The 16,126-nt window shown below is 66.3% G+C and carries 16 protein-coding genes; 10 read left to right on the top strand and 6 right to left on the bottom strand.

Features of this window, described 5'->3' with window-relative positions; translation table 11 throughout:
* Positions 1-307 precede the first annotated feature (307 nt).
* From OG874_RS07200 to OG874_RS07190, 3 genes are all read left to right on the top strand, one after another.
* On the top strand, positions 308-1,009 hold the full coding sequence (locus tag OG874_RS07200; RefSeq protein ID WP_330254329.1) for a helix-turn-helix transcriptional regulator: 702 nt from the start codon (positions 308-310) through the stop codon (positions 1,007-1,009).
* A gap of 95 nt (positions 1,010-1,104) precedes the next feature.
* The gene (locus OG874_RS07195) at positions 1,105-1,482 is read left to right on the top strand and encodes a VOC family protein (protein WP_330254328.1); all 378 of its coding nucleotides are present in this window, start codon (positions 1,105-1,107) and stop codon (positions 1,480-1,482) included.
* Between the two features lie 215 nt (positions 1,483-1,697).
* Positions 1,698-3,242: a sensor histidine kinase gene (locus OG874_RS07190; RefSeq protein WP_330254327.1), complete on the top strand. Its 1,545-nt coding sequence runs from the start codon at positions 1,698-1,700 to the stop codon at positions 3,240-3,242.
* A 41-nt stretch (positions 3,243-3,283) separates the two neighbouring features.
* Here the strand turns inward: OG874_RS07190 and cqsA are convergent, their stop codons facing one another.
* On the bottom strand, positions 3,284-4,534 hold the full coding sequence (gene cqsA / locus OG874_RS07185) for an alpha-hydroxyketone-type quorum-sensing autoinducer synthase (protein WP_330254326.1): 1,251 nt from the start codon (positions 4,532-4,534) through the stop codon (positions 3,284-3,286).
* Positions 4,535-4,686: 152 nt separating this feature from the next.
* On the opposite strand from cqsA, the gene OG874_RS07180 reads away from it, so the two are divergent.
* On the top strand, positions 4,687-5,343 hold the full coding sequence (locus tag OG874_RS07180; RefSeq protein WP_330254325.1) for a response regulator transcription factor: 657 nt from the start codon (positions 4,687-4,689) through the stop codon (positions 5,341-5,343).
* The gene (locus OG874_RS07175) at positions 5,340-6,515 is read left to right on the top strand and encodes a sensor histidine kinase (RefSeq protein ID WP_330254324.1); all 1,176 of its coding nucleotides are present in this window, start codon (positions 5,340-5,342) and stop codon (positions 6,513-6,515) included. Before OG874_RS07180 ends, OG874_RS07175 begins: the two co-directional genes overlap by 4 nt.
* 17 nt (positions 6,516-6,532) lie before the next feature.
* On the opposite strand, the gene OG874_RS07170 is transcribed toward OG874_RS07175, so the two are convergent.
* The 5 genes from OG874_RS07170 to OG874_RS07150 form a co-directional block, all read right to left on the bottom strand.
* On the bottom strand, positions 6,533-6,925 hold the full coding sequence (locus OG874_RS07170) for a hemophore-related protein (protein WP_330254323.1): 393 nt from the start codon (positions 6,923-6,925) through the stop codon (positions 6,533-6,535).
* A 113-nt stretch (positions 6,926-7,038) separates the two neighbouring features.
* Positions 7,039-7,674 (bottom strand): class I SAM-dependent methyltransferase, encoded by a 636-nt coding sequence (locus OG874_RS07165; RefSeq protein WP_330254322.1) that lies wholly within the window; start codon positions 7,672-7,674, stop codon positions 7,039-7,041.
* Positions 7,675-8,016: 342 nt separating this feature from the next.
* Positions 8,017-9,294 (bottom strand): cytochrome P450, encoded by a 1,278-nt coding sequence (locus OG874_RS07160; protein ID WP_330254321.1) that lies wholly within the window; start codon positions 9,292-9,294, stop codon positions 8,017-8,019.
* Between the two features lie 37 nt (positions 9,295-9,331).
* A complete protein-coding gene (locus OG874_RS07155) occupies positions 9,332-10,732 on the bottom strand; it encodes an NAD(P)/FAD-dependent oxidoreductase (protein ID WP_330254320.1) in 1,401 nt (466 codons plus the stop codon).
* Positions 10,729-10,944, bottom strand: a complete 216-nt coding sequence (locus OG874_RS07150; protein WP_327094688.1) for a ferredoxin — start codon at positions 10,942-10,944, stop codon at positions 10,729-10,731. The genes OG874_RS07155 and OG874_RS07150 overlap by 4 nt, the downstream gene beginning before the upstream one ends.
* A gap of 715 nt (positions 10,945-11,659) precedes the next feature.
* Between OG874_RS07150 and OG874_RS07145 the strand changes: the two genes are divergently transcribed.
* The 5 genes from OG874_RS07145 (at position 11,660) to OG874_RS07125 (ending at position 15,901) form a co-directional block, all read left to right on the top strand.
* Positions 11,660-12,220: a hypothetical protein gene (locus OG874_RS07145; RefSeq protein WP_330257210.1), complete on the top strand. Its 561-nt coding sequence runs from the start codon at positions 11,660-11,662 to the stop codon at positions 12,218-12,220.
* A gap of 216 nt (positions 12,221-12,436) precedes the next feature.
* Positions 12,437-13,813: an MFS transporter gene (locus OG874_RS07140; RefSeq protein ID WP_330254319.1), complete on the top strand. Its 1,377-nt coding sequence runs from the start codon at positions 12,437-12,439 to the stop codon at positions 13,811-13,813.
* Complete coding sequence (locus tag OG874_RS07135; RefSeq protein ID WP_330254318.1) at positions 13,803-14,222, top strand: MarR family winged helix-turn-helix transcriptional regulator; 420 nt, start codon at positions 13,803-13,805, stop codon at positions 14,220-14,222. The genes OG874_RS07140 and OG874_RS07135 overlap by 11 nt, the downstream gene beginning before the upstream one ends.
* 209 nt (positions 14,223-14,431) lie before the next feature.
* A complete protein-coding gene (locus OG874_RS07130; protein ID WP_330254317.1) occupies positions 14,432-15,658 on the top strand; it encodes a cytochrome P450 in 1,227 nt (408 codons plus the stop codon).
* Positions 15,659-15,676: 18 nt separating this feature from the next.
* Positions 15,677-15,901 carry a hypothetical protein gene (locus OG874_RS07125; RefSeq protein WP_330254316.1) on the top strand — a complete coding sequence of 75 codons (225 nt, stop codon included), beginning with the start codon at positions 15,677-15,679 and terminating at the stop codon, positions 15,899-15,901.
* Positions 15,902-16,126: the final 225 nt, after the last annotated feature.

Genomic DNA, 16,126 nt, shown 5'->3' with positions numbered 1-16,126 from the left:
CCCTTTGTGCTGGTTGTGACGGGGTCGCACAAAGAGTCGGGCCGAGCCCTAATAAGCGACCAATAGCCCACCAACGTCCCGCCTCGAGCGCAGATGCCGCCGCCCGCGAACCGCGCAGCGCCACCGGCTCGTCGGGATCGTGTACCGCGACGAATATGGCTCGGGCATTACGGGATCCGCTCCGAGAACCTGGCCCAGCATGCCAGCCAGGACCGGATCCACCAGCTGTGGCTCGGTTCGACCAGACAGGGCGACTTCGTCGAGAAGCCGGACATTTGATGTCGGTGGTCGGCGTTACGGTGACGCCGTGAACCGCACGGATCGGCTCTATGCGATCGTCGAAGAGTTACGGGCCATTGCGCCGCGGCTGCGCACCGCACGCGAGTTGGCGGCACGCTATGAGGTGAGCGTTCGGACGATCGAACGCGATATCGCGGCACTGCAGCAGGCGAGCATTCCGATCTATGCCGATGTCGGCCGACGTGGTGGCTACGCGCTGGAGAAGAGCATGTCGCTGCCGCCGCTGAACTTCACCCCGGCGGAGGCCGTCGCGCTCGCGGTCGCCTTGGCGCGCAGCGAGACGACGCCATTCGACCAGGCCGGGCACAGCGCCCTGCGCAAGATTCTGGGGGTGATGTCGGAACGCAACGCCGCCGCCGCTCGTGACCTCGCGGCGCGGATTCGGCTGGTGGACCCGGCCGATGCGCCACCTACCCCAGCGATTCCCGCAGTCATCGGGCAGTCGATCGAAGCCGGGCGGGTGCTGCGGATCAGCTACTCGGATCGCTTCGGTACGCACAGCGAACGCGACGTCGAACCGATTGCGTTTCTCAGCGGCTCCCCCGGCTGGTATCTCATCGCCTGGTGCCGTCTGCGCGAGGAGTCCCGCTGCTTCCGGCTGGATCGCATCCGTGCGGTGACGATGACCGATCTGCCGGTGCCGCCGCGACCGCTGGCCGGTACCGCGTCGGATATCCCCGATTTCAAGCTGAGAAGTGTCGCACTGTGAGAACGGCCGCGCGGAAACACCGACAGGGTGTTGTCGCCGCGCCGGGTGATCGTTGTCGGGCAAGGCATCGACACCCGATTCCGAGGAGACGACACGTGAGCACTCCCCCTTTCAATACGGTGGCCTGGTTCCAGGTCGGCAGCGATAAGCCCGAGCAGGCCGAGAAGTTCTACGGCGACCTGTTCGGCTGGACCTTCGCGGGCGACCCGAACGCCGACGGCTACGACCTGGTCAGCTACCCCGAGAGCGAGGCCCCCAGTGGCGGCATCTCGCATACGCCGGATGCCGCCGCGAACCACGCCACCTTCTTCGTGCTCGTCCAAGACGTGGCGGCCACGGTCGCGGCCGCCGAACGGCTCGGCGGGAAGGTGTCGGTACCGCCGATCACCGGCAAGGACGGATTGGTCTTCGCCCACATCCTCGACACCTCGGGCAACGATTTCGGCGTCTTCAGCCCGCCGCCGCAACCGTGATCCGGTGACGGGACCTCGGCCATCGGCCGGGGTCCCTTTGGGATGCTGACGACCATGGACCGGGTCGATCGCAATGTCGTGCGGTACGGCAGCCACGGATCTGTGCTCTAACCGGCACGCCGGCGTAGCGTGCGATGAGTTGAGCCAGCCCGGCTCACAGGAAACACCCAGCTGGGTCTGAGGTTGGGTGGCGGTCGTAGCGGCACTCTGAGGGGATGAGCAGAGCAGAGCCGGGCAGGAGGCTGCGCAAGACACTGGCGCGGCGGGTGTCGGCCATCCCGTTGCGGGTGGGGCTCGTTGTCACCCTGGTCTTTCTGGCCGCCATGGTGCTGCTCGCCACGGGCTTCGCGGTGACCTCCGCGTTGAGTCGATCGCTGACCGCGCGGACCGACGAGCAGCTCTACGATGCGGCCCGGTCTTGGGCGCAGCCGCGCGAGATGAAGCAGATCGTCACGAACGATGGTGCGGCGCTGTGGATTCCGGCCGATATGCCGGACGCGTCGTCCGTGCCCCGGGCGTTCACCGATCAACCCCGGCGCTTCTTCGAGTTGCGCAAGGGCCCTACGGGAGAGCTCTATTCGGGTGCACCCGGCACGGTCGCGGGGACCGGCGCGACACCGGATCTGCCGGCGCACGCGACCGCAGTCCCCACGACGGTCGGCTCGACCAACGAATCCGAGGTGCTGTGGCGCACCTTGACCACCAGCAACCAGTACGGCTCGACGACGATCGCGGTGCCGCTCACCGACAACCAGGAGACGGTCTCGCGGCTGATCTACTTCGAACTCGGCATCGGAGCGGCGGCACTGCTCGCCCTCGGTGTGGTCGGCTACTTCGTCGTCCGGCGCAGTCTGCGCCCGCTGCGCACGGTCGAGGAGACCGCGGCGGCGATCGCGGGCGGCGACCTGCACCGGCGGGTGCCCGTGCGCGATGTCGACACCGAGGTCGACCGGCTCGCGCGTTCGTTGAACGCGATGCTCGCCCAGATCCAGCACGGCGTGGCCGCGACCGAGGCATCGGAGGAGGACGCCCGCCGTTCGGAGCGCCGGATGCGCCAGTTCGTCGCCGACGCCAGCCACGAATTGCGCACGCCGCTCACCACGATTCGCGGATTCGCCGAACTCTACCGGCAGGGTGCGAGCACGGACGCGCGCATGGTGGTCGGGCGGATCGAGGACGAGGCCGAGCGGATGGGCCTGCTGGTCGAGGACCTGCTGATGCTCGCGCGGCTGGACGCCAAACGCCCGCTCGACCGCAGCCCCGTGGATCTGCTCACGCTGGCGGGCGACGCCGTGCACAACGCGCAGGCCTTGGCGGCACAGCAGAAAACCGAGCCGCAGCGGCCGATCACCCTGGAGGTCCGCCCCGGCGTCGGCACCATGGACGTGACCGGCGACGAGGCACGGTTGCGCCAGATCCTGACCAATCTGCTGGGCAACGCCCTCACCCACACCCCGGCCACCGCCGCGATCACCGTGCGGCTCACCCCGGCTCGGGACGAGGTGCGCATCGACGTGATCGACACCGGGCCCGGGCTGACCCCGGAGGCCGCCGCCCGCGTATTCGAACGCTTCTACCGCACCGACAACTCCCGCACCCGCACCAGCGGCGGAACCGGCTTGGGCCTATCCATCGTTCAGGCTCTCGTCGCGGCACACGGCGGCCGCGTCAGCGTGCACAGCGAACCGGGCGACGGCGCGACGTTCACGGTGATCCTGCCGCGTGCCGATACGTCATCGGCCCAGGTTGTTCCAGCCTGACCGCACTTGGGCAGCGCCGAGGTCGAACCTCGCTGATCGGTTCACCGACTCGGATCTCCGGTCGGTACCAGCGGCGGTTGCGCCGGAGCCGGTGTGGGCCTCGGCTTTTCGGGATGCGACGGCGCCATGCCCCCGAATGTATTGCGAACCTCGGTGCAGGACTGGATGAGTCGGTCGAGCTGTGTATCGGTGAGTCCGGCATGCATGGAGAAGCGGATCAGAGCGCGGTCGCGGGCGGTGGCGGGCCAGCAGAAGACCGAACCGAAAACGCCTCGGGCCTCCAGGAAGTCGCGGATCGCGATGGTGCGCTGATCGGGTCCGGTCTGCAGCGCGACGATATGGCTCGCCGAACCCTCCAGATCGAATTCCAGCGCCATCAGGGCACGGCGCACGACCGCGGCGACCTCGCGCAGGCGGACCCGCCGCCAGTCGTCGGCGCGGATCACGTCGAGCGTCGCGGCCAGGCCCGCGATATCGTGCGGCAGCAGCGTCGCGGAGAAGACCGCGGGATCGGACTCCATCTTGAAGTAGTCGACGAAATCGATATTGTTGGTGGCGATGAATCCGGCGCGCCCCGCGAAAGCCGTAGCGAGGCTGGCGATTCGGAACGGTACCCGCTCCGCGAGGCCCAGCGCCACCACCATGCCCGCGCCTTGTGGCCCATCGGTGCCCAGCGAATGCGATTCGTCGACCACCAGCACGCTGCCGGTCTCCTCGGCGACATCACAGATCTGGGTCAGCGGACAGCGACTGCCGTTGGTGCTGTAGACCGCGTCGACCACGACGATGCCCGGCCCGTGTTTGCGGACCTCGTCGCGCAGGTGGCCCGGAAAATTGTGCCGGAACGGATACACCGGCGCACCAGCCGTTTTCGCACCGTGCCACAGCGACATGTGAGCGATGTGATCGACATACACCGGGCTCTGCGCGTCGGCGATCGACTGCATCAACCCGACATTGGCATCCCAGCCGGATTGGCACAGAATTCCGCCCGCCGCCCGCATATGTTCGGCCAGCGCCTTTTCCAACATGATCTGCGGATGGTCGACACCGTGCAGGAAGACCCCCGACGGTGCCGCCGCACCCCCGGTGTCCTGCAGCGATGCGCACATGGCTGCGACGATGCGCGGTTCACGCGCCAACGCCAGATAGTCATTACTGGTCAGCACCACCTCACCCGGCGTCGGCTTTCGGCCGTGCAAGATGTGCCGCCCGCCCCATGCGGTCGCAATCCGTTCCGTATGGAATCGGCTCACGCGACGGAATATGCGGTCGGCGACCGACAAGGTCATCTGAACTCCTTTCACTGCAATCAGCTACTTCAGAGCGCACACCGAGCAGATTGAATCACTCCCTGTCGACGCCCTGCGCCGAAATCGCCAACTTGACCGGTATCCGTGCGCACTAACACCGCCCTAACAGCATCAACAGGCACGATGGTCGGGTGCGGGTACTGGTGGTCGAAGACGAACGGTTGCTGGCCGACGCGATAGCCGATGGGCTGCGGCGGCATGCGATGGCGGTCGATGTGGTGTACGACGGCGCGGACGCACTGGAGCGGGGCGCGGTGCACGATTATGACGTCATCGTGCTCGATCGCGATTTACCGACGGTCTCCGGCGATACCGTCTGCACCTCGCTGACCGAGGCAGGTAGCGACGCAAGGATATTGATGCTGACGGCCGCCGCGGCGGTGGCCGAGCGGGTCGCCGGGCTCGGCCTCGGCGCCGACGACTATCTGACCAAACCGTTCGCGTTCGCGGAGTTGGTGGCCCGGATCCAAGCGCTGGGGCGGCGGGCGCGGCCCGCGACACCGCTGGTGCTCGAGCGGGCGGGCATTCGGCTCGATCCGCATCGGCTGGCGGTCACCCGCGACGGCGAGCCGGTCTCGTTGTCGCGCAAGGAGTTCGCGGTGCTCGCCGAGTTGTTGCTGGCCGATGGCGGGGTGGTGTCGGCGGAGCAGTTATTGGAGAAGGCATGGGACGAGAACATCGATCCGTTCACGGGGGTGGTGCGGTACACGATCATGATGGTGCGCCGAAAGTTGGGCGATCCGCCGGTGATCGAGACCGAGGCGGGCGTGGGGTACCGCATCCGATGAGGGGACGCACCATTCGGCTGCGGCTCACCCTGCTGTACGCGGGCGCGTTCTTCATCGCCGGGGCGATTCTGGTCGCGTTGATGTATTTCTATCTGGACCAGTCGCTGGATCGACGCTACGGGGTCGGTGCGCAGCGCCTCGTGCGCGAGTATCTGACCAAACGTAACCGCCCGATCGTTTCCGAGGAACTGTATGCGGCACTGACCGCGCAGGCCGCGAAGGAACGCCGAGACACCCTGGAGGCCATGCTGGTCTGGTCGCTGGTCTCGCTCGGCGCGATCGGGATCGCGGCCGGTGGACTGGGTTGGCTGTTGGCCGGGCGAGTGTTGAACCCGCTGCAGCAGATCACCGCGACGGCTCGCCGGGTGGCCGACCGCAGTCTGCACGAACGCATCGATCTGACCGGACCCGATGACGAAATCAAGGATCTGGCAGACACTTTCGACGCCATGCTGGAGCGGCTGGATCGCGCCTTCGACGGCCAGCGGCGCTTCGTCGCCAATGCCTCACATGAACTGCGCACACCGCTGACCATCAATCGCACGCTGATCGAGGTGGCACTCGACGATCCCGACGCACCTGAGTCGACGCGCAGGCTCGGCGCCACGCTGCTGGAGGTCAATCATCGGCACGAGCGGCTGATCGACGGCCTGCTGGTGCTCGCGAGCAGTGAACCGCGACTCATCGAACGCAGCCGAGTCGACCTCGCCGAGATTGCGCGCCGCGTCGTCGCCGTCGCCGACCAGGCCGGTATCGAGATCCGCGCCGACCTCGCCGCGGCTCCGGTTTCCGGTGATCCGGTGCTGCTGGAACGACTCGCACAGAACTTGGCCGACAACGCGATTCGCTACAACGTAGGCGAAAGCGGTTGGGTCGCGATCAGATCGGCGAGCACGGCGGGCAGCGCCCAACTGATCGTCGAGAATACCGGCCCGGTCGTACCGGCCTTCGAAGTCGATGGACTCTTCGAACCGTTCCGCAGACTGGCCTCCGGCGAACGCGTCGCCGAGTCCGCCCACACACCGAACAGCCGCGGCGCGGGACTGGGTCTGTCGATCGTGCGATCAGTCGCGAATGCCCACGGCGGCGAGGTCCGGGCGACGGCGCGACCCGAGGGCGGACTCACCGTCATCGTCAGCATCCCGAACGAGAAGGCGGGCGGCACCCGCTAGCGCCACCCGCCATCGCCTCAGTAGTTGTGGCAGCTGTTGGCGATATTCCGCAGCTTGTCGACCTTCTGCTGCCCCTCCGGTGAGTTGCGCTTCTCCTCGATCTTGGTCTTCGCGTTCGGGTGCGCGTCGAGCCACTGCTGGGCGCGCTGCTTGCGCTGGTCGACCGGCAGCGCGAGCAACTCCTGCAGCTTCGCCTTGCGATCGGGATGGCTGTCCAGACGTTCGGCCAGCTTGGGCGCTTCGGCGTGAATGGCCGCGTCCACCTGGGCGAAGGTGCATGTCGTCTCGATCAGTCCGCCGCCGACGCCCGGTTGCGCGGAGGCGGAGGCCGGAACCAGTAGCGCGCCCGCCGCCAGCAGACCGCCGAGCGCGACGGCGGTTCGCAGAAGTCCGGTACGGGTGTATGTCATGTCGAGTGACCCTTTCCATTGGCGATCGGGTCACGGCAGGTATTCCCGTGACCCGCTGCCAAGTCCACCAGGCAGGGTGTTGGCGCAGCGCTAGGAAATGGTCTCGCCACCAGCTACGAGCGGCGCACCCGGGCGAGCCAGGCCGCCCCATCGACGATGCTGCCCGGTGTGAGCCCGAGTTGTTCGGCCTCGACTACGGCCTCGCTCACGCGCCCCCGATACCGGGCGGGCGCCAGCTCTTCCAGCTCCCAACCAGCGCCGAACGCATCCGAGATGGCCGTTCGGCTGATGCGCGGTCCGAAACCCGGCTCGGCATCCGAGAGCGCGAGGATATGGACCAGCCCGCCCGGCTCGAGCACCTTGTGCAGACTGCTCACATAGTCGGTGGGATCGCCGTTGTCATGGGCGAAGACATGGAACAGGGCGCTGTCGAGGATGGTCCGGTAGCGCGGCTCCTCCCCGAGCTTCAGCGCATCGGCCTCTTCGAATCGCGCGGCCACCCCGCGCCTTTCGGCATTGGCGCGGGCATACGCGATCGCACTCGGCGACAGATCCACGCCGAGCACGTCATAGCCGAGCTCGGTCAGCCGGATCGTATGCTCACCCGCCCCGCACCCGACATCGAGCACCGCACCCCGAATCCATCCCTGCTCGATCAGCTCGAGCACCGCGGGCTGCGGCTCCCCGATGACCCACGGTGCGGATCCATCGTCGTAAACGGAATTCCAGAACTCAGAAGGTCGATTCATCCCTCCAGCCTTCAACCTCAACCCGGGTTCACGTCAATGACAACCGCGCTACATTGCCAGATGCCGGATTCGCCGCACCTGCGCCCAAGCGAAAAGTGACATCCTGTTCGGGTATAGGTTTCGGTGTCCGGGGTTGGTTTTCGGGGGGATGCGGCGGAGTTCGGACATAGTTTGCAGGTTCTGGGACGTAGCGAGGGCCCGGAAGGCGGACTGCCTGCCCGTGTGAAGCCTGAAGTCCGGTGCGCGGGGGTGCGGCGATGTCAGCAGGAGGGCGGTGAGTTCGAGATCGTCTATGTCGACTCGGGTTAGCGAGGGGGTGGGCGAAGGCTTGATGATGTGTCTTCAGTCGGTGATGTGGTCGACGTCGATCATGAGGTGTAGTGGCCCGCGGAAGATATGGCTTCGGCGATATGTCGGTGGGTCGTCGACCAGGCGGGGGCTCTGCACGCGGCGCAGGAAGGTTTCCAGTGTGAGGTTGACTTCCAGCCGCGCTAGCGGGCCGCCGATGCAGGTGTGGATACCGCTGCCCCAGCCGAGGTGCTCGTTGTCGGGGCGTTCGGGGTCGTACTGGTCGGGGTTGGCGAAGCGGGTGGGGTCGCGGTTGGCGGCACTGTACATCAGGTGCACCGCCGCGCCCTTCGGGATGACGGTGTCGGCGATCTCGATGTCGTCGGTGGCGCTGCGGCTGGGGAAGAACTGCACGGCCGACTGCAGTCGCTGAACTTCTTCGATGGCGCGTGGAATTAGTTCCGGGCGCTGCCGCAGCAGTTCGAACGAGCCGGGGTTGCGTAGCAGGGTCATCACACAGTTGGCGATGGTGTTGACCGTGGAGTCGTGGCCGGCGACGAGCAACAACTGCGCATTGGATACGGCCTCCTGCGGTGACATCGGACCGTCCGGCCCTTCGGTGTCGTTGACCAGGTCCGAGAGCAGTCCATCTCCGGGCTGGTGACGGTATTGCTCGATCAGCTCGGCGAGGTAGTGCCGCAGTGCCGCACCGGCGGCTCGGCCTTTTGCTGCGCGGGCCCGTCCTTCGTCGGTGGTGGCATCCGGGCCCAGATCCAGGCCGGTCAACAGGTCACGGATCCAGAGGTGAAAGGTTGGTTCGTCGGCGCGGGGGACCCCGAGGATTTTGCAGATCATTGTCACCGGTACGGGATAGGCGTAGTCGTCGACCACGTCGAACCTAGTTGATTCTCGGGCTTTGATGTCATCGAGCAGCTTGTTGCACAGTCCGACGATGCCGGGCTCCATGCTCGGGATCAGGTCGGGCGAGTGCGGCGGCCCGAAGTGGCGCATCACCTGCCGGCGGGCCCGGTCGTGGTCCGGCGGATCGGACACGATGATGCTCGGTTGACGGCCGCCGTGCGCCTGCAAGTCTTCGATGCCCGCGGGCGGTTCGGCGTCGCCGGCCAGGTGGGCTGCCAGCGGGCTGCGGCGGATGTCGGAACTGATCCGGGGGTCGTGCGCGAGCGCCAGCAGCTCGCGGTAGCCGGTGACGACATAGAGGTTGTCGGCCACCTGCACGACGGGAGTTTTGCGAAGCTCGGCGAAGAACGGGTATGGATCGGCGCGGTTGTCGTAGGTCATCGCCTCCGCCCAGGCAGTCTCTGCGGTCATAATCCCTCCTTGATTCGGCGGGCAGTGGCGTGCGGTGTCAGCTCCGCCGACGAAACTCGGCACCTCGCGTGGTCGGGTCGTGACCGGTGAGCACGACGGTGGGAATCTCGGTGGGCACGCGCGGATCCGGGAAGCGCGCCGGGATCGGGGTCATGTCCCCGGGGCGGTCGTAGCCCGGTGGTGGCGGCGGGAACGGCGCCGACCGCTCGATGAGAGCGCTGTAGTAGTCCAGCCACTTGCCGTGGTCGAACGTGGCGGCGCCGACGATGCGCCCCCGACGGCCGTACGCGGCGGCGAAGCGGCGCTGGTCAGGCGAACCTTGGGTGAACACGATCTCGTCGCCGAAGGAGCACACCCCCACACCCTTGATATTGACGCCGAACTGGGCCGACCAGAACATCGGCAGCGGAAGGTGCGGGCACCGCTCGGTCTCCAGGTTGATCATGTTGTTGGCAGCTACCTGAGCTCCGGACACCGCGTTGTCCCAGTGCTCCATGGAGATGAACTGGTATTCGTAGAGCACGTGCGGGGCGCGGGCGATGTCGCCGGCGACGAAGATGTTGTCGGTCACTACGCCGTTGATGTCGAACGCGCGGCAGCCGGCGTCGCAACCCACCCCCCAGAAGCCGCTGGCCAGCCCGGCGCCCTCGAGCCACTCGACGTTGCGGATCGATCCCAGTGACGCGACCACGACGTCGACATCGAGGGTGGCTCCGTCGGAAAGCCGAGCCCGCCGCACGTGGCCGCCGTCATCTGCCTCCAGCGCCTCGACCGCGACCCCGGTGCGCAGGTCGACCCCCGCATCGCGCTGCATCCTGGCGGCGATGTCACCGATCACCCCGCCTAGCGCGCCGACCAGCGGCCCGTCGGCGCGTTCGGTGACGGTCACCGGCAGGCCCAGCTTGCAACACACCGAGGCCATCTCCGATCCGATGAATCCCGACCCGATGATGAGGACCCGCCGAGGGGCGGCGTGTAGCGCGGCCTGCAGGCGTGCCGCGTCATCGCAGGTACGCACTGTGAAAACGCCCTCGAGCGCGGCTTCTCGAGGATTGATCCACTGCCGCGCCCGCACCCCGGTGGCGATCAGCAGCCGGTCGTAGTCGACCTTGTCCCCGTTGGCCAGCAGCACCTGGCGGTTGACCCGATCCAGGCCGGTGGCGGCCACCCCCAGCCGCCAGTCGGCGTCGACGGCCCGCCGCCGCGGGAGCCTGGTGTGATCGGGGTGTACCCATCCCTCGAGCACCTGCTTCGACAGCGGCGGACGATCGTAGGGCTCGTGCGGCTCGTCGCCGATCACCGTGAGCTTGCCGCGGAAACCGCGCTCTCGCAACGCTTCCGCGGCGCGCAACCCGGCCAGCGAGGCGCCCACGATCACGATGCGGCCTTCCGCGCGAAACGCTGCCACCAGGTCGGCGACCAGCGATGCCGCGCTCACATCGGGTCATCCTCAGCGGGAGTGTAGGTCTCCACGATGATCGCCTGAACCGGACATGCCGCCGCCGCCCTCAGTACCCGCTGGCGTTGGGATTCGTCAGGGTTGGGATCGTAGGCGAGCGCCTCGTCACCGAGCAGCTTCAGCACATCCGGCGCCAGCGGGACACACTGCGCGTATCCCAGACACTTGTTCAGATCCACCACGATGCGCATACTCAGCTCCCTTGTGAGCCACTTCCTCGCATCCACCTCGGTCGCCGACCGGCGGGGCCACCGACCCCGGATCAGCCACCGCTATCGTACGCCGAGCGTCGGAGAAATATGAGTCTCACCTGTCACCCGCACAGGAGTCGCGTCAGCGGCGTTCCCGCACGGACGCACCACCAGCTTCGCTGCAATCCCGCATCGTCCGGAAACCTATCCGCTCCTGTTCGGGCCGGCATTTCGGTGTTCGGGTTAGCTTTCGTGGGTGGGTTCGGCGGACATAGGTTTCGGCGTGCTGGTGGTGACCAGCGGGAACCCGATCGTTCCCGTTGCCTGCGGTCCCCGGATCACGCGGCCCGACCTGCCGACGCCACCCAATCCGCAAAGTAGATCCGAACACTCGCGCCGCCGAACTGTTCGGGCAACCTTTCGGGCCGCAGGTCAGCTAGTCGCGGTCCGCAAGGTTCAACCGGAATGGACAAGAAGTGTGTTCTGTCCGGGATAGGTTGCGGTGTCCGGGGGTAGTTTGCGGGGAGTGGTTGCGGAGTTCGGATGTAGGTTGCGGGTTCCGAGGACCTAGGGCGGTCAGCCTGGAAGACTGCGTCTATACCGAGCCTGAGTGTGGTCCGTGTCGGCGCCGCTGGTGGGCGGGGTGTTCGAGGTCGCCTACGCCGATGCCGATAGTTATGTCCGGCTTACTTGTGATGGTGAGGCAGGTGAAGACATGCCAGTGACCGATCATGACTGGAGCAAACCGGCGGCGATGGCCATCCCCGCTGAGGGTTATTTCGAGCTGGAGCGGGGTAGGTATGGCCCGATTTATCCGCGGACCCCGGCCTGCTATGGGTTCTCGATCATCGCGAAGGTGAAACCGGGTCGGGAAGAGGCGATTCGCGCGCACGGCAAGGAGATCGAAGAAGCGGTAGCGGCTAGTCCGGATGTGCTGGCGGCGCTGCGGCTGCATTACCTGCGGTGGCTGTTGTTCGACGTCGGCTCCGGACTGCATTTCCAGTACCAAGGCATCTTCGACACCGATTTCGACAAGTACACCGAGGATGCGGTGGCGCTCTTCTCTCAGACCGGTATCAGCACCGTTTTCACCAACCTCGAAGGGTTCCCCGAGGACTGGAAGGAAAACCCGGAGGCGTTCGTCCGATTCGTCCGAGAGCACCACGTTCCGAGCTTCCTCGAGTACGGCGAGTACCCCTACGTCACCGGCGACGAGATCAAAAAATCGCTGCGGCTCGAGGCGGCGTTCTCCGACATGCTCGATCAGATGCAATGATCACCTGCACGGAGAACGCGCCCTATCTGCAGTAACTTGTCAGCACCGGATTCGGCAGTTCCGTTCCTCGCCCCCAGATTGCGGGGAGGGACAGGTGGGTGACAGGCGACGGCTCGAGCTCGCCGGGGCCGGACTGAACAGATTCGGTCCGTTCCGCGGATCACATCACAAGCCGCGACCTTGCGTGCAGGATAGTTGTAGCCCCACAATAGTTGTGTGAATACAACTGTTGGCGAGCTGACGCCGCGACGCAAGCTACTGGTGTTGGCGACATGCTGTCTGAGCCTGCTCATCGTGTCGATGGACTCGACCATCGTGAATGTGGCGGTGCCCGCGATTCGCGATGAGCTGCACGCGCCGCTCGCCCGGCTGCAGTGGATCATCGACATCTACACGCTGACGCTCGCGAGCCTGCTGATGCTGGCAGGCGCGGCGGCGGATCGGTTCGGGCGGCGTCGGGTATTCCGCATCGGACTGGTGGTGTTCGCGCTGGGCTCGTTGGCGTGCAGCATCGCGCCGAGCATCGAAACCCTCATCGGGGCACGGTTTTTGCAGGCGATCGGCGGATCGATGCTCAACCCGGTCGCGATGTCGATCATTACCCAGGTATTCACGGGGAAGGTGGAACGCGCTCGCGCGGTGGGCATCTGGGGTGCGGTGGTCGGTATTTCGATGGCATTGGGGCCGATGGTCGGCGGTGTGCTGATCGATTCGCTGGGGTGGCAGTCGGTGTTCTGGATCAATCTGCCGATCTGCGTACTCGCGCTGGTCTTGACGACGCTGTTCGTGCCGGAATCGAAGTCCGCCACGGTGCGTGGGCTGGATCCGATCGGCCAGCTGCTCGCGATCGCGTTTCTGTTCACCCTGGTCTTCGGATTGATCGAGCAGCTGCCGGTGGTGTTCGCGGTGTCGGCGGTGGCCTTCGCCGGATTCCTGTGGCAGGAGTCGCGACACCGGGATCCGTTCATCGATCTGCGGTTCTTCCGCAGTGTGCCATTCGCGTCGGCGACGGTGATCGCGGTGTTCGCGTTCGCGGCGCTCGGCGCGTTCCTGTTCACCTGCTCGCTGTATCTGCAAGGGGTGCGTGGTTATTCGGCCGCGCACACCGGATTGCTGTACCTGGCGATGGCGGTCGCGATGCTGATCTTCTCGCCGCTGTCGGGGCGACTGGTCGGACGCTATGGGACCAAGCCGTCACTGCTCGCGGCGGGCGTCGCGATGACCATCGCCGCGGCGCTGCTCACCCGACTCGACGCGAGCACGCCGGTCTGGCATCTCGTCATCCTGTTCGCGATCTTCGGTATCGGATTCGGCATGGTCAACGCGCCGATCACGACGGCGGCGGTCAGCGGGATGCCGCTGGATCGCGCGGGCGCCGCATCGGCGGTCGCCTCGACCAGCAGGCAGGTGGGCGTCAGCATCGGCGTCGCGCTGTGCGGAGCGCTGACCGGTGCCGGACTGTGGTGGCTGATCGCGGTATTCACCGCCGGGATCGCCATACTCGGGATGGTCGCGAATACTCGGTGGGCCGCGCGGTCCCGCGATCGTGTCGCCCCGATACTGGAAGTGAAGGTCCCCGCGCATGCCGGATGACGCACCGACCGCCGACGCGGTGTGGGCACAGCTCACCCACCTGGTGATGGATACCCGCGACCCATGGAAGCGTGCGGTCACCGAACGAACCGGTGTGCCGTTCAGCCGCATTCGCATCCTGCGCCGCCTGCGCCCGGGCCCGCTCACGCTGAACCAGATCGCACAGGCCGCGACCATGGACGCGCCGGCCACCACGGTGGCCGTCAATCACCTCGAGGAGCTCGGTCTGGTCGTCCGCGAGATCGACCCGACCAACCGCAGGCGCAAACAGGTCTCCATCACCCTCGCCGGTCGCGCCGTCCTTGCCCAGGCCATGGCCACCCCGGATCCGGCGCCGGCCACGTTCGCCGCCCTCTCCCCCGACGACCTGCGGTCGCTGCACATCCTGCTGCGCAAGCTCGAGCACTGAAACCGGCTTCGCGGCCATCGCCCGAGGACTTCGCCCCGAACCGCCCGAATCGCTGGCCCGCGTTGTCCGCCAAGCTCTTCCACGTCCAGTCGATCAGCGACCTCGATGGTCGCGCACGCCGTGCCGAGACGCATAGGCATTTCACCACGTCAGAGCGGGACACTGTGCTTCAATCACTGTAGAACGTGTTCCAGCTATGGGAGGTGGCCATGGCCACGCCGTCGATTCCCGCCGGGTTCGATCTCACCGATCCGGATCTGTGGGCCGAACGCAGGCCCACCACGGAATTCGCGGAGCTGCGCCGAACCGCGCCGGTCTGGTGGTGCGCCCAGGCCGACAAGTCCAGCGGGTTCGATGACGGCGGCTACTGGGCGGTCACGAAACTCGAAGACATCAAGGAGATCTCGAAGCATCCCGAGATCTTCTCCTCGACCGAGAACTCGGCGATCATCCGCTACCAGGCGAGCATGACCCGCGAACAGCTCGATATGCAGCGGCTGATCATGCTCAATATGGACCCGCCGATCCACACCAAGAACCGCCGCATCGTCTCCAAAGGGTTCACCCCGCGCGCGGTGGAGAGCCTGCGCGCCGCACTCACCGAGCGCGCCGCGCGAATTGTGCACGAGGCCAAGAAATCCGGCCGCGGGGACTTCGTCGAGCAGGTCGCCTGCGAATTGCCGCTACAGGCGATCGCCGAACTGCTCGGGGTCCCACAGCAGGATCGCAAGAAGCTGTTCACCTGGTCGAATCAGATGATCGGGGCCGATGATCCCGAGTACGCGGCCGATTCGACGACCGCGCAGCTCGAATTGACCGGCTATGCGTGGACCATGGCCGAGCAGCGGCGCGCCTGCCCAGCCGACGATATCGTGACGCAATTGGTCAACGCCGATATCGACGGCGAGCACCTCGGATCCGACGAGTTCGCGTTCTTCGTCATCCTGCTGTCGGTGGCGGGCAATGAGACCACCCGCAATTCGATCACGCACGGCATGAAGGCCTTCGTCGACAACCCGGAGCAGTGGGAGCTCTACAAACAGCGGCGACCGCACACGGCTCCGGATGAGATCGTCCGCTGGGCGACGCCCGTCTCGGTGTTCCAGCGGACCGCGACCCGCGATGTCGAACTCGGCGGACAGCTGATCCGCAAGGGCCAGCGCATCGGATTGTTCTACAGCTCGGCCAATTTCGACGAGGACGCCTTCGCGAATCCGTTCACCTTCGACATCCTGCGCGACCCCAACCCGCACGTCGGCTTCGGCGGCGCGGGCACGCACTACTGCCTCGGCGCCAACCTGGCCCGCCTCGAGATCGATCTGATGTTCAACGCCATCGCCGACACCATGCCCAACCTCAGCCAGCTCGCCGAACCCGAGCACCTGCGCTCGGGCTGGCTCAATGGCATCAAGCGCTGGGAAGTGAAATTCGATTGATGCGCGCATCATGGATTCATGGGTCCTGAACCAGTGCGGGTGCGGGTGATCCTGTTGTTCGGCGATAGAGCACAGGTGCAGACACCATGGCATCCGGCGCATTCGCCGATGTGGATACCGGCCGCCGAAATCGCCGAACAGGCCGGGCTGCCGCAGAACGAACTGCCCGGACGCGAGTTCTGGGCGACCGGTGACGAGCATGGGCTCAGTGGTTTCCGGCTGGTCTTCGATCCGCGCCTTTGACGCGGGCGGATCGCACCATCGCGACTCGGCTGCAAGCGCTTTCGGCCGAGCTCGAGGTGCGGCCGGGCACCAGGCCGACTATCCTCGCGACCATCGCTGGCCCGACAGGCACACTGACCCTGCTCTGAAATTCAGGGTTGGTCGTTTGACCAGGGACACGGCTCGGATCGATGGCGCTCACATCAAGACAACCGCGGGCTCGAGAGTTAGCATGGCCGCGGCGGT

The organism is Nocardia sp. NBC_00565, assembly GCF_036345915.1.
Classification (GTDB): domain Bacteria; phylum Actinomycetota; class Actinomycetes; order Mycobacteriales; family Mycobacteriaceae; genus Nocardia.
This window is presented reverse-complemented; position numbering and strand designations above follow the sequence as displayed.